This is a genomic window from Streptomyces inhibens, assembly GCF_003389455.1.
In the GTDB taxonomy this organism is placed as follows: Bacteria; Actinomycetota; Actinomycetes; order Streptomycetales; family Streptomycetaceae; genus Streptomyces; species Streptomyces inhibens.
Window position 1 is genome coordinate 41,197 of record NZ_QUAC01000234.1, and the last position, 13,293, is coordinate 54,489.

The 13,293-nt window shown below is 72.7% G+C and carries 12 protein-coding genes; 7 read left to right on the plus strand and 5 right to left on the minus strand.

Annotated elements, in window-relative coordinates:
• Both DY245_RS29980 and DY245_RS29985 read left to right on the plus strand, forming a co-directional pair.
• Complete coding sequence (locus DY245_RS29980) at nt 1–1,455, plus strand: MFS transporter (RefSeq protein WP_128510329.1); 1,455 nt, start codon at nt 1–3, stop codon at nt 1,453–1,455.
• Between the two features lie 11 nt (nt 1,456–1,466).
• Complete coding sequence (locus tag DY245_RS29985; RefSeq protein WP_128510346.1) at nt 1,467–2,483, plus strand: TolB family protein; 1,017 nt, start codon at nt 1,467–1,469, stop codon at nt 2,481–2,483.
• Here the strand turns inward: DY245_RS29985 and DY245_RS29990 are convergent.
• Nucleotides 2,480–2,968: a hypothetical protein gene (locus tag DY245_RS29990; protein ID WP_128510330.1), complete on the minus strand. Its 489-nt coding sequence runs from the start codon at nt 2,966–2,968 to the stop codon at nt 2,480–2,482. The genes DY245_RS29985 and DY245_RS29990 overlap by 4 nt on opposite strands.
• A 159-nt stretch (nt 2,969–3,127) precedes the next feature.
• Between DY245_RS29990 and DY245_RS29995 the strand changes: the two genes are divergently transcribed.
• Nucleotides 3,128–4,285: an ROK family transcriptional regulator gene (locus DY245_RS29995; protein ID WP_128510331.1), complete on the plus strand. Its 1,158-nt coding sequence runs from the start codon at nt 3,128–3,130 to the stop codon at nt 4,283–4,285.
• Nucleotides 4,286–4,352: 67 nt separating this feature from the next.
• On the opposite strand, the gene DY245_RS30000 is transcribed toward DY245_RS29995, so the two are convergent.
• Entirely contained in the window at nt 4,353–5,099 is a 747-nt protein-coding gene (locus DY245_RS30000; protein ID WP_128510332.1) for a GntR family transcriptional regulator, read from the minus strand.
• 214 nt (nt 5,100–5,313) lie between these two features.
• Here DY245_RS30000 and DY245_RS30005 point away from each other — a divergent pair, with 214 nt between their 5' ends.
• A complete protein-coding gene (locus DY245_RS30005; RefSeq protein ID WP_128510333.1) occupies nt 5,314–5,979 on the plus strand; it encodes an aspartate/glutamate racemase family protein in 666 nt (221 codons plus the stop codon).
• On the opposite strand, the gene DY245_RS30010 is transcribed toward DY245_RS30005, so the two are convergent.
• Together DY245_RS30010 and DY245_RS30015 are read right to left on the minus strand one after the other, a co-directional pair.
• Nucleotides 5,931–6,812, minus strand: a complete 882-nt coding sequence (locus DY245_RS30010) for an RNA polymerase sigma-70 factor (protein WP_128510334.1) — start codon at nt 6,810–6,812, stop codon at nt 5,931–5,933. The genes DY245_RS30005 and DY245_RS30010 overlap by 49 nt on opposite strands.
• 76 nt (nt 6,813–6,888) lie before the next feature.
• A complete protein-coding gene (locus DY245_RS30015; RefSeq protein WP_128510335.1) occupies nt 6,889–7,848 on the minus strand; it encodes a DMT family transporter in 960 nt (319 codons plus the stop codon).
• Nucleotides 7,849–7,958: 110 nt separating this feature from the next.
• Here DY245_RS30015 and pdxR point away from each other — a divergent pair, with 110 nt between their 5' ends.
• Entirely contained in the window at nt 7,959–9,446 is a 1,488-nt protein-coding gene (pdxR, locus tag DY245_RS30020) for a MocR-like pyridoxine biosynthesis transcription factor PdxR (RefSeq protein WP_128510336.1), read from the plus strand.
• Nucleotides 9,447–9,462: 16 nt separating this feature from the next.
• Here the strand turns inward: pdxR and DY245_RS30025 are convergent, their stop codons facing one another.
• On the minus strand, nt 9,463–9,867 hold the full coding sequence (locus DY245_RS30025) for a VOC family protein (RefSeq protein WP_128510337.1): 405 nt from the start codon (nt 9,865–9,867) through the stop codon (nt 9,463–9,465).
• 304 nt (nt 9,868–10,171) lie between these two features.
• On the opposite strand from DY245_RS30025, the gene DY245_RS30030 reads away from it, so the two are divergent.
• Entirely contained in the window at nt 10,172–11,746 is a 1,575-nt protein-coding gene (locus tag DY245_RS30030) for an alkaline phosphatase D family protein (protein ID WP_128510338.1), read from the plus strand.
• Between the two features lie 83 nt (nt 11,747–11,829).
• Nucleotides 11,830–13,227 carry a GNAT family N-acetyltransferase gene (locus DY245_RS30035; protein WP_128510339.1) on the plus strand — a complete coding sequence of 466 codons (1,398 nt, stop codon included), beginning with the start codon at nt 11,830–11,832 and terminating at the stop codon, nt 13,225–13,227.
• Nucleotides 13,228–13,293 lie beyond the last annotated feature (66 nt).

Here is a 13,293-nt window from a genome sequence, read left to right on the forward strand (position 1 = left end):
GTGTATCTCGCAGACCGCCGATCCGCCTCGTCCTCCGCGGCGTCCCCGGTGGAGCGGCCGCCCGGCCCGGACCGCCGTCCGGGCCGGCGCGCCGTGGCCGCCGTCCCCTCCACGGTGCTCGTCCTGGGCACCGTCAGCCTGATCACCGACATCTCCTCCGAGATGGTCACGGCCGTGCTCCCGCTCTATCTCGTCGCCGAACTCGGCCTGTCCCCCTTGGGGTTCGGCGTTCTGGACGGGCTCTACAACGGGGTGAGCGCGCTCGTACGGCTGGTGGGCGGCCGGCTGTCGGACCGGGGCAGGGGCGGCGGTCACAAGGCGGTGGCCGTGGTGGGGTACGGGCTCTCCGCCCTCTGCAAGCCGTTGTTGCTGATGGTGCACTCGCTGCCGCTGATCGGGGCGGTGCTGGCGGTGGACCGTACCGGCAAGGGGCTGCGGACCGCGCCACGGGACGCGATGATCTCCCTGGCCGCCGAACCGGCCACCCGAGGGCGGGCGTTCGGGGTGCACCGGGCGATGGACACGGCGGGCGCGCTGTGCGGACCGCTGGTGGCGTTCGTGCTGCTGCGGGTGGCGGCGGAGGGCTATGACGCGGTGTTCACGGTCAGCTTCTGCGTCGCCGTACTGGGCGTAGTCGTCCTCCTGCTGTTCGTCCCTGGCCGCGCCGCACGTGCCGCCGAGCGCACCCCTGCCGCTGAGCGCACAACTCCCGCCGAGAGCACCACTGTTGCCGAGAGAACCGCTGTTGCTGAGAGCACCGCCGTTGCCGAGAGCACCACTGTTGCTGAGGGAACCACTGTTGCTGAGGAAACCGCCGAGCGGGACCCGGCCGGGCCACGGATGCCGGTGCGCGCGCTGCTGGGCCGGCCGGAGGTACGCCGGCTGACCGGGTGTGCGGTGTTGCTCGGTCTGACGACCATCAGCGACTCCTTCCTCTATCTGACGCTGCAGCGAAGGCTGGATCTGCCCGGCGGGTGGTTTCCGCTGCTGCCGCTGGGGACCGCCGCGGTGTTCCTGTTGCTGGCGGTGCCGTTGGGTGCGATCGCCGACCGGATCGGCCGCCGGCGGCTGTTCCTGGCGGGGCATCTGGCGCTGCTGTGCGCCTACGGGCTGCTGCTCGCCCCGCTGAGCGGCGGCGCGGCCCTGGTCTGTGCCGTGCTCGCGCTGCACGGCTCCTTCTACGCGGCAACCGACGGAGTGCTGGCGGCCGCGACCGCCGACGCGGTGCCCGAGCACGTCCGCGGCAGCGGGCTCGCCGTGGTCCAGACCGGCCAGACCGCCGCTCGCTTCCTCTGCTCCCTCGCCTTCGGCGCCGCCTGGACCGCCTGGGGCGACCACACCGCCATCCTGGCCGCCGCCATCGGCCTCGCCCTCGCCGCAGCCGTCAGCGCCCGCCTTCTCCGCCGTGTCGGTGCGTCATCGCCCCTGAACTCCCCACCGGAGCAAGCATCGTGAGCCGCCCCCCGTTGAGCCGCACCGCACGTCTCCTCATCCTGCTGGCCACCGTCCTCGTACTCGGCGGGGTCGCCGTCGGCGCGACCCTGTACGCCGCGGGGCGCGCCGCCCAGAAGGACCGCACCCAGACCGGCGGTCCTGCGGTGACCCCCGGAGCCGTCCGCCTGGACGACCCGCACCACACCCTCTTCCGCAATATGGCCTGGGGCCCGCACCGCGATGAGATCACCGCCGTCCCGACGGACCGGCTCTCCGGCCCGCGGACCGCCTCCGGCGTCCGCTGCCTGCGCTTCTACCAAGCCTCCGGCACCGGCATCTGCCTCCAGGCCGTGCACGGCAAGCTCCGCGACACCTATCGCGCCATCGTCCTCGACAACCATCTGCACGAGCTGCGCCATTACGACCTGGCCGGCACCCCGACCCGCGCCCGGGTCTCCCCCAGCGGCCGCACCGCCGCCTGGACCGTCTTCGTCAGCGGCGACTCCTACGCCGGAACCGCCTTCTCCACCCGCACCTCCCTCGTCGACACCCGCACCTGGCACCTGGACGCCAACCTGGAGAGCTATGCGCTGGCCGTCGACGGACACCCGGTCCACGCGGCCGACATCAACGTCTGGGGCGTCACCTTCGCCGACGACACCCACTTCTACGCCACCGCCGCCACCGCCGGTAAGACGTATCTCGTCCGCGGCGATCGCATCGCCAAAACCCTGCGGGCGCTGCACACCAACGTCGAATGCCCCTCGCTCTCCCCCGACGGCACCCACATCGCCTACAAGAAGCGCGTCCAGGGCGCCGATCCGGACGCCCCGTGGCGGCTGTACGTCCTCGATCTGCGCACCCTGCGCGAGAGCGCGACCGGCGAACACCGCAACGTCGACGACCAGGCCGTCTGGCGCGACGACCACACGCTCGTCTACTCCCTACCGGGCAACTACGGCTCCGACCTGTGGACCGTCCCCGCCGACGGCACCGGCACCCCGCGCCGCCTCACCACCGCCGCACTCGCCCCCGCGTTCCAGCATTAGCCGAGCCGGCCCGGGCTCTCCTCCGACGGCGGCCCTCCCCGGGGCGGGTCCGCCACATCCCCCTCCCCCACCGCCACCAGCAGCTGAAAGGGCAGCTCGCGGTCCCCCTGCCCCACCCCCACGCCGACCCAGCGGCCCGCCACCCGCCAGCCGTGCATCCGCGGGACATAGCCGCAGAGCGTGTCCAGCGGCGGCCGGACCGGTATGCCCCTCGCCATCCGTTCCAGGTGCCAAGCGAGATCGAGTATCCCGGGCTCGCCCCACCGTAAGGACAACGCCTGCACCAGCGCCGTCAGCTCCGCGTCGAACTCCTCCTCGGCCTCCGCCACCTCGGCGAGGTCCGCGTCCCAGAACTCCTGGCTGACCCGCAGGCCGGCTATGTGGAAGCCCGGCCCGCTCTCGACCATGGCGGAACGGCCCCGCTCCGCCGGGAACTCCCGCAGACGCAACAGGTCGATGGCGGCCAGATACCGGTCAGTCGTCATGCCGTCAGTAAACCGCCCGGGTCTGACAATTGACCTCCCACGCCGCCCTTCCCGGCGACGCCGCGCACCACCGCGGGCCGACGGCACCCCTCCAGGGCTCGCCGCACACCGTCTGACCGGCTACGATCCGCCACACACGGAAAGCTAGGGAGACGGACGTTGGCGCGGCTCACGGGCGGGGATCCCTCGCTGCTGCGGCGGATCAACTCCGCGGTGGTGCTGCATGCGCTGCGCGCGGCGGACTCCCCCACGCTCACCCATCTCGTCCAGGTGACCGGTCTGTCCCGGCCGACGGTCGAGGGCGTGGTCGAGGGGCTCATCGAGACCGGTCTGGTGGTCGAGGTGCCCGCCGAGGAGGGCGAGACCCGTCGCCAGGGGCGGCCGGCCCGCCGGTTCCGCTTCCGTACGGAGGCCGGGCATCTGCTGGGCATCGAGATCGGCCCGCACCGCATCACGGCGCTGCTGTCCGATCTGAGCGGGCGGGTGCTGGACACCGCGCAGCGCGCCGTCGAGGAGACCGCACCGGCCGACGAGCGGCTGGAGCGGGTCCGCGCCGTGGTGGCCGATCTGCTGCGACGTACGGGCGTGCCCCGCAGTTCGCTGCGGGCCGTCGGTGTGGCCACCCCCGGCATCGTGGAGGCGGAGGGCACCGTACGGCTGTGCACGGCGCTGCCCGGCTGGACGGGGCTGCCGCTGGGCGAGCGGCTGCGGCGGTCGTTCCGCTGCCCCGTCCTTGTCGAGAACGATGCCAATGCCGCCGCGGTGGCCGAGCACTGGCAGGGCGCGGCCACCGGCTCCGACGACATCGTGTTCGTACTTGCGGGGCTGAGCCCGGGCGCCGGTTCCCTGATCGGCGGCCGGCTGCACCGCGGGTTCGGCGGGGCCGCCGGGGAGATCGGCGCGCTGCATCTGCTCGGCCGCGAGGCGACGCCGGAGAAACTGCTGTCGACGACCGGGAAACCGCTGCATCCCCTGGACGAGGCGCAGGTCGCCGCGGTGTTCGCGGCGGCGCGGGACGGCGAGGCACCGGCCCGGGAGGCGGTGGACCGCTTCATCCAGCGGCTGGTGCATGATGTCGCGGCCCTGGTCCTGGCGCTCGACCCGGAGCTGGTGGTGATCGGCGGCTGGGCAGCGGGGCTGGCCGGCGTGCTGGAGCCGCTGCGCGGAGAGTTGGCGCGCTACTGTCTGCGCCCGCCGCAGGTCGCGCTGTCACAGCTGGGCGAGGCGGCGGTCGCCACCGGGGCGCTGCGGCTCGCGCTGGACCATGTGGAGGGCGAACTCTTCGCGGTGGAGGGCACGGTGACGGCCCGCCGCTGACCGGCGGCCACAACGGCAACGGGCCCACACCGGCGAAATGCCCGGCGTGGGCCCGTAAGGGCGCCGCTCAGCCCGCGAGCAGCGAGACCGCTTCACTCTCACCGAAGGTGAGACGGCAGGTGTCCGCACGGTACGTGGAGACCGCGACGGCGCTGGTGCGGCCCCCGGAGACATAGCGGGTGGTGACGACCAGGACGGGCGCCCCGGGCAGCCGGTCCAGCTGCTTGGCGTCCTCCGCTCGGGCCGAGCCGAGCTCGACGGTACGGTCCTGGCCCTCCAGCTCCAGCGGCTGCAGCTCCTTGAGGACCGCACGGGCGCGACCCGGGGCGCCGAGCGAGGCCGCCCCGGCGAAGCCGGGGACCACGTCCGACGGGACGTACAGCAGCTCGGCGGCGACGGGCTGGCCGTGCGTGACCCGGCTGCGGCGCACTATGTGCACCCGGTCGCCAGGGGCGGTCTCCAGCAGACGGGCCACCGCGGCCGGCACCGTCTCGCTCTCGACGGCGTCGACCGGCTGCCAGTCGTCACCGGGGGCGCCGGGCCAGGTGTGCCGGGCGGGCGCGACGGCGACGCCGACGCGCGGCGGTGCGACCGTGGTGCCCACACCGCGGCGGCGCTGCAGTCTGCCTTCGAGCTCCAGCTGTTCGAGCGCCTGCCGCAGCGTGGCCCGCGCGACGCCGAACCGCGCCGCCAGCTCACGCTCGTTGGGCAGAATCTCGCCGACCGCGAACTCCGAGTCCAGCGCCTCGCTGAGCACGGTCTTGAGGTGCCAGTACTTCGGCTCCGGCACCGTTTCGAGCTGCGTGGTCCCCACCCTGTCCTCCGCACTGGCCGTTACCCCGCGGGGCTGCGCCCCTGGGAGGCGGGCCCGCACGCACGCCCGATTATGAGCGCTTCTTTATTAAAGGTTGTTGCAGTATCCCGACGATATGGCCGCCCCCACCCTTGGTCAAGACCAATCCCCCATCGGTTTCGCACCGGCCGCCCCTCCCACGGCACCCGCCCCGCCGCTCGCTACCCTGACCGCCATGCTCGCCCTGCTGCACACCTCGTCCGCCCATGTCCCGGTCTTCGACGCCCTGCGCGACGAGGACGCCCCCGGCTTGGCGCTGCATCACCTCGTACGCCCCGAACTCCTCAGCCGCGCAAGGACGCAGGGCCCCGACGCCGTGGCCGAGGATGTCTCCGACGAGCTCGCGGCAGCGGCCCGCGACGGGGCACGGGTCGTGCTCTGCACCTGCTCCACGATCGGCTCGGTCGCCGAGACGGCCGGCGCCGCACTCGGCCTCCCCGTCCTCCGGGTGGACCGCCCGATGGCCGCGGCCGCCGTCGCCGCCGGTCCGCGCATCGCCGTTCTCGCCACCGTGGAGAGCACCTTCGCGCCCACCGAGTCCCTGCTCGCCGAGGAAGCCGACCGAGCCGGCCGCGAGATCAGCGTGCGGAGGGTGCTGGTGCAGGGCGCCTGGGAGAAGTTCGAGACCGGCGACACCGACGCCTATCTGGCAACGGTCGCCACCGCGGCACGCGCGGTAGCGGACACCGATGTCATCGTCCTCGCGCAGGCATCCATGGCGCCCGCGGCCAACGACCTCGCTCTCGGCGTGCCGGTGCTCTCCAGCCCCCGCCCGGGCCTGCGGGCCGCCGCTCAACTCGCCGCCAGCGACCCCAACTTCTCCGGATTGCGCACGATGTAGACCGTCTGGATCTTCCCGTCCGCCATACCGAGCTGGATCACGGAGTCCGGCACGCCGCCGTCATGCGCCAACAGCGCCATACCGCCGTTGAGTTCCACCAGGCTGAACTCCAGACCGGCCGGCGCGGACTTCGCGACGCCGAACAGGAAGCGGGCGACCTTGTCCGCGGACTCGATGATCCGCAGCGGCGCCTTGGCCTTCCCACCACTGTCCCCGACCAGCCGCGCATCCGCCGCCAGCAGACTCAGCAGCCCCTCCAGATCCTCGCCGGCCGCCGCGGCCATGAACCGCTCGGTCAGATCACGCTGCCGGCCTGGATCGACCTCGAAGCGCGGTCTGCCCTCCTCCACGTGCCGCCGCGCCCGCCCGGCCAGTTGGCGCACCGCGGCCTCGCTGCGATCGAGGGCGGCAGCGATCTCCGCGTACGGATAGCCGAACGCCTCACGCAGCACGAACACCGCGCGCTCCAACGGAGAGAGCGACTCCATGACGACGAGCACGGCCAGCGTGACGGACTCGGTGAACACCGCCCGCTCCGCGGTATCGGGGGCGCTACCGAAGTCGGTCGCCAGCGGCTCCGGCAGCCAGGGCCCCACGTACGACTCGCGCCGCGACTGAACCTGCCGCAGCCGGTCGATGGCCAGCCGTGTGGTGACCCGTACCAGAAAGGCCCGCGGCTCCCGCACGTCCGCCCGATCCGCACCCGACCACCGCAGCCACGCGTCCTGCACCACGTCCTCGGCGTCGGCCACCCGCCCGAGCATCCGGTAGGCCACCCCGAACAGCACGGGCCGGTGCTCCTCGAAAACATCGGTCGCAGAATCCTTCAGCACCCGTCCATCCCACCGGCCCGTCCCCGCGTTGTCCAGCGGAAACGGCGGTGACGTCAGCCGCACCGTGCGGCGGACCTCAACGGCGCTCGGTACGGCCGGAAAGGTCGCCGACGCGCGGAGGCCGGAGAGTTGCCGGGTGTCCCCTCCGGCTCCCCACCCACGGTGGGCACCGCACCACCCCTGACCCCACTGCCACCCCCACCCCCACCATCAAACTGCCCCCCACCTGCGCCATCCCGTACCCGCCCGTCCCGGCCAACGGCGCGGTGAGCGCGGCGAAGACGGGGATCAGCCCGGAAAACAGGGTGGCGCGCTCCGGGCCGATCCGCTGGATGCCCGCGTACCAGCAGACGAACCCCACGACGGTGACGACGACGGCCTGCCAGCCCAGCGCCACCGCCTCCACCGCATCCGGCATCCGCAGCCAGCCACTCCCCTCGGTCACCACTCCCAGCACACCCGCTTCGACCGCGGCGACCCCGCTGACCACCGCCGACAGGAGCTTGGGCCCGAGCGGCGCCAGAACGGGTACGGCCAGGACGGCGAAGCCGACCTCGCCGCAGAGCGCCGCCACGGACCAGACGATGCCCATGCCATCGGTGCGCCCCCAGCCCTGTACGGCAAAGGCACCCGCCGCCACCAGCAGCGCGCCCTGGACCACGGCCGGGCGGGGGCGGCGCCCCGCGAACGCGGGCACGATCACCGCGACGACGACCGGCGCGCAGCCGACGAACACCCCCGGCACGGCCGGTTCCGCGGTGCGTTCCGCCGCCAGGATCGCCAGGTTGAAGCCGAGCATGCCGACACCGGCGAGCAGGGCGAGGCGCGCCCATTGCCGGCCGGTCAGCGCCCGCAGCGGTGCGCCGGCGCGCCGTCCGACGAGGGACAGCAGGATCAGGGCGGCGAGGCCGTAGCGCAGGGCCTGGCCACCCGCGTACGGATAGCCGCCGAGCAGGCTGTTGGCGGTGAACGAGCCACCGACGAGGAAGCAGGCGAAGGCGGCCAACAGAGCGCCGTGCAGAGGAGTCCGGTTCATGAGACGGACGCTAGGGATGCGGGCGGCCCGTCTTAAGGTCCACTTTCATGACGCCTTGGAGGACCACTTTCAGCGTCGGCGGGCCAAACCAACAGGGGGAACACCGGCACATGCCGCACGACGACGAGGGACCCGGCACCGCACTCTGGACCACCGCCTGGGAACTGCTCCTCCCGACGGCCTCGGCACCACCCCGCCGACGCGGCCGCATCCTCCAGGAGGCCCTGCGCGACGCGGTCCGCTCGGGCCGCCTCGCGCCCGGCACACGGCTGCCGTCGGGCCGGGCGCTGGCCGCCGATCTCGGGGTGTCGCGGGGCCTGGTGACCGAGGCGTACGAGCAGTTGACGGCCGAGGGCTATCTGCACAGCCGACGCGGTGCGGGCACCTGGGTGGGCGGGGCCGTACGCGCCACGGTGCCACCGCGGCCCACCGACACCCCGCCGGCCGGCGTCCCGCTCGTCGACTTCACGCCCGGCACCCCCGATCTCTCGCTCTTCCCGCGGGCGGCCTGGTCGGCCGCGCACCGCAGGGCCCTCGGCCGGCTGCCGCATCGCACGCTGGGCTATCCCGACCCGCGGGGTCTGCCCGAACTCCGCGCGGAACTTGCCCAGTTGCTCACCAGAAGGCGCGGTGTGGTGGCCGATCCGCAGCGGGTGGTGGTGTGTTCAGGGGTGGCGCAGGCGATGACGCTGCTGGGGTTCACGCTGCGCGCGGCCGGGCACCGGGCCGTGGCCGTGGAAGACCCGGGGAGCCCCGAGCATGCGCAGCTGTTCGCCGCCGCGGGGCTGGCGTCCGTACCGGTGCCGTTGGACGACGAGGGGCCCGACCCGACCGCCCTCGCGGACTCCGGGGCCCGGGCCGCCGTGCTGACCCCGTCCCATCAATTCCCGTCCGGAACCTCGGTATCGGCGCCCCGCAGGGCACAGCTGCTGCGGTGGGCGCGGGCGGCCGACGGGCTGCTGATCGAGGACGACTACGACGGCGACTTCCGCTACGACCGGGCGCCGGTCGGCGCGTTGCAGGGCCTGGACCCGGACCGGGTGGCGTACACGGGCTCGGTGAGCAAGTCCCTGGCCCCGGGGCTGCGGCTGGGGTGGCTGGTGGTGCCCGAGCGGCTCGCCGCCGAGGTCGTGGCCCGTAAGCGCACGATGGATCTGGGCAATCCGGTGCTGGACCAGGCGCTGCTGGCCGATTTCATCGCCCGCGGCGACTACGACCGCCAGCTGCGCCGCTGTCAGCGCGCCTACCGGGAGCGGCGGGACGCGCTGACCGCGGCGCTGGCCGCGCACTGCCCCGGTGCGGAGGTGACCGGCATCGCCGCGGGGCTGCATGTGATCGTCACCCTGCCCGCGCGCCACGGCCCGGAGGAGGCGTTCCTGACGCGGGCCCGCCGCGCGGGGCTGGCACTGCGGCCGCTGTCCGCCTACAAGAGCCCCCGCCCCGCGGGCGACAGCCACGTACGCCCCGGCCATGCACGCCCGGACCACCCACCCGTAGACGCACACGTGCCCCCCGACCGCATACGCCTGGTCCTGGGCTACGCACATCTCTCACCGTCGGACATCACCCGCGGCATACGCCTGCTCGGCGAGGTGTGAACCGGCTACCACCGGCTCACGAGTTGGACCACTCCCGCTGCGAGAGCACCAGCCGGTAGCCGTCCGGATCCTCGATGGTGACGCCCCACTCGTCCCAGTACGGGTTGTAGGCCGCGACGCGCTTACCCCCGCAGCGCTCCAGCCGGCCGACCAGCTCGGCCGGCACCGCTTCGCCGAGGTAGACGACGAGCAGATCGTCCGGTGTGGGGGACGGCCCGAGGGTCCCGGACGGGTCGAGGGTCAGCTCCAGGTGCCAGTGGGCGTCCGGCCAGCCGAGCATCAGCAGGGCGTGCTCACCGGCCTCGGAGCTGTGCCGGTACAGCTCCGAGAGGCCCAGGCCCTGCTTCCAGAAGCGTTCGGCCGCGGCCAGATCGCGGGACGGGCGGGCGATACGGATATGGGCGGAGCCGTTGGCCGGCATGCGGTGTCACCTTTCCTGAGGCCACCGTCCGGCGGCGCGTACCAGGACCGTAAACGTCCCGGCCGCGTCCTGGCGATCGGCCGATGGTCTTGCGACCATGGCCCCGGTCCGGTGGTCCGCAGGTCCAGGACCCGTGACGGTGAACGGCGAAGGCGAACAGCGACAGCGTTCGGCAGAGCGAAGGCGGACACACAGACCGAGGCCGGTCGAACAGCCCGGTGTTCACCGTCCGTTCGACTGCGGGGCACCGGACAGCGATACGAACGGGTCGTCAGCGAGGTCGGTCGAGGCATGGAGGTTTCAGATGGTGCAGGGATCCGGTGGCGGCTTCGGACGGCGGTCGTTGCTGCAGGGCGCGGCGGCGGGTTCCGCGGCGCTCGCGCTGCCCACGCTCGCCCGTGCCGCGCCGGCGCAGACCCGCGGCGGACGGCCGAGCGCCGACTGGGGAGTACAAGTCGGGGATGTTACGACGTCCTCGGGCCTGGTGTGGGTGCGGTCCGACCGGCCGGCCCGGATGGTGGTGCAGACCGCGGCGACCGAGTCGTTCCGTAACGCCAGGACCTGGCGCGGGCCGGTGGTCGGCGCGGGGACGGACTTCACCGGTGTCACCTCGCTGCACGGTCTGCCGTCCGGTGAGCAGATCCACTACCGGGTGCTGCTCGCCGACCCGGACGACCCCCGGCGCACCGGCGAGCCGGTCTCCGGCACCTTCCGCACGGCGCCCGCCGATCGTCGCGCGGACATCCGCTTCCACTGGTCGGGCGATCTGGCCGGGCAGGGCTGGGGCATCAATCCGGACCGCGGTGGCTACCGGATCTACGAGGACATGCGGCGCCGGAACCCGGATTTCTTCCTGTGCAGCGGCGACAACATCTACGCCGACAACCCGATCCCCGAGCGGGTGACGCTGCCGGACGGCCGGATCTGGCGGAATGTGACGACCGAGGAGAAGGCGAAGGTCGCCGAGACGCTCGCGGAGTTCCGTGGCGCGTTCCGCTACAACCTGCTGGACGACAATCTGCGCCGGTTCAACTCCCAGGTGCCGACGATCACCCAGTGGGACGACCACGAGGTGCACAACAACTGGTACCCGGGGCAACTGCTCGATGACGACCGGTACACGGAGAAGGACGCGGATGTGCTGTCGGCGCGGTCGCTGCGTGCCTTCGGCGAGTACTTCCCGATCCGTACGCTGCGGCCCGACGGGGGAGGCCGGGTCTATCGCGTGGTGCATCACGGCCCGCTGCTGGATGTGTTCGTGCTGGACATGCGCCGCTACCGCGATGCCAATTCGCCGGGCCGGCAGACCGACGACCCGCAGGGCATTCTCGGGGCCGAGCAGCTGCGCTGGCTCAAGCGAGAGCTGTCCCGCTCGCATGCGGTGTGGAAGGTGATCGCCTCCGATATGCCGCTGGGTCTGGTCGTCCCGGACGGCAAGACCAACTTCGAGGCGGTGGCGCAGGGCGATCCGGGCGCTCCGCTGGGGCGCGAGCTGCAGCTGGCCGAGCTGCTGCGGCACATCAAGCACGACCGGGTGACCGGCACCGTATGGCTGACCACGGATGTCCACTACACGGCGGCGCAGCACTACGCACCGGAGCGGGCCGCGTTCAAGGACTTCGAGCCGTTCTGGGAGTTCGTGTCGGGGCCGCTGAACGCGGGTGGTTTCCCGGCGCTGAAGCTGGATGGAACGTTCGGGCCGGAGCAGCCGTTCATCAAGGCACCGGACCGTGCCAATGTCTCCCCTGCGGAGAGTCCGCAGTACTTCGGCGAGATCGATATCGACGGGGGAAGCGGGGAGCTGACGGTGCGGCTGCGTCAGGAGGGCGGAGAGGTGTTGTTCAGCAAGGTGCTCCAACCGGGACGGGTAGGACAGTAGAGGCCAATGCGCCGATTGCGTCTTTTACCCGTCGGACACAATGTGTTGGCGATCAGGCAACACCTGTCCGCGAGGCTGTATGCATGACTGAAGCATCCTCTGCCAATTCCTCCCGCCGTCATCACTGGCGCCGGGACATCGTCGAGCTGGCCGCCCTGTTCACGGCCGTGGCGGTGGCCGATGTCGTCGCCAATACGATCGCGCACGGCCCGTCGGGCCCGGTGCTGCTGTGCACCGCCGCGGTCGCCCTGATGGCCACGGCCGCCTTCCACGTCTGGTGGTCCCGACGCCACGAAAATGCCCCGCCGCCGACCGATACCGGCGCCACGGCACCGTCCGCCGCCGGCCAGGCCCCTCGGGCCGGCGGTCAGGAGACGGCGCTGTGGCGGATGCGGACCACGGTCCGGGACGAGCCGGGCAGCCTGGCCGCCCTGTGCACGGCGCTGGCGGCGCGGCGGGTGGACATACTCAGCCTGCAGACCCACCCGCTGTCCGACGGCACGGTCGACGAGTTCCTGCTGCGCGCCCCCGGTGCGCTGACGCCCGCGGAGCTGACCCGCACGGTGGCCGGCGCGGGCGGCTCGCAGAGCTGGCTGGAGCGGGCCGATGCGCACGATCTCGTCGACGCACCGACCCGGATGCTGGGCCTGGCGACCCGTACGGCGCTGGATTCCGCCGAACTCCCGTTGGCGCTGCGGCAGTTGCTGGGGCGCTGCACCATCCACTCGGTGCCGGCGCGCTCGCTGAGCGGACAGCCGCTCGCCGAGCAGGTGCCGGCCGAGGGTGTGCTGGAGGAGCACGTCATGAAGTTCCGCGACCCCTCCGGGGGCTCTCTCACCATCGAAAGGCCGCAGTTGCCGTTCACCCCCACCGAGTTCGCCCGGGTGCGGGCGCTGGTCGACCTGGACACCAGGCTCGGTCAGCGGGTGCCGCCGCGGCGTGATGTGCTGACGCTGCCCGAGGGCAACGAGATCACCGTCCGCCGTGCCGACACCTCCGACCTGGTCGCGGCCCGCGAGATGCACGACCGCTGCTCCTCGCAGACCCTCGCGCTGCGCTATCACGGCCCGGTCGGCGACGCGGACCGCTACCTGGGGCATCTGCTCAGCCCGCGGTTCGGCCGCACCCTGGCGGTGGAGACCGCGTCCGGCCGACTGGTGGCGCTCGGCCATCTGCTCTGGGACGGCGACGAGACCGAGGTCGCGCTGCTGGTCGAGGACTCCTGGCAGCAGCGCGGAATCGGCGCGGAGCTGCTGCGCCGGCTGGTGGCGATGGCCGCCGAGACCGGCTGCGAGAGCGTGTACGCGATCACCCAGGCCTCCAACACCGGCATGGTGGCGGCGATGCGCGGCCTCGGGCTGCCGCTCGACTACCAGATAGAGGAGGGCACGCTGGTGATCACCGCGCGCCCGACCGGTGTCCCCGCCCAGCGGGGGCTGCGGGAGAGCGTACGGATCCAGGACGCCACCGGCCGCCGCTGACCACAGCTCCGCAGACGGAACCGCACACGGCAGCCGACGGCCGGCCGGGCGTATCGACGCCCGGCC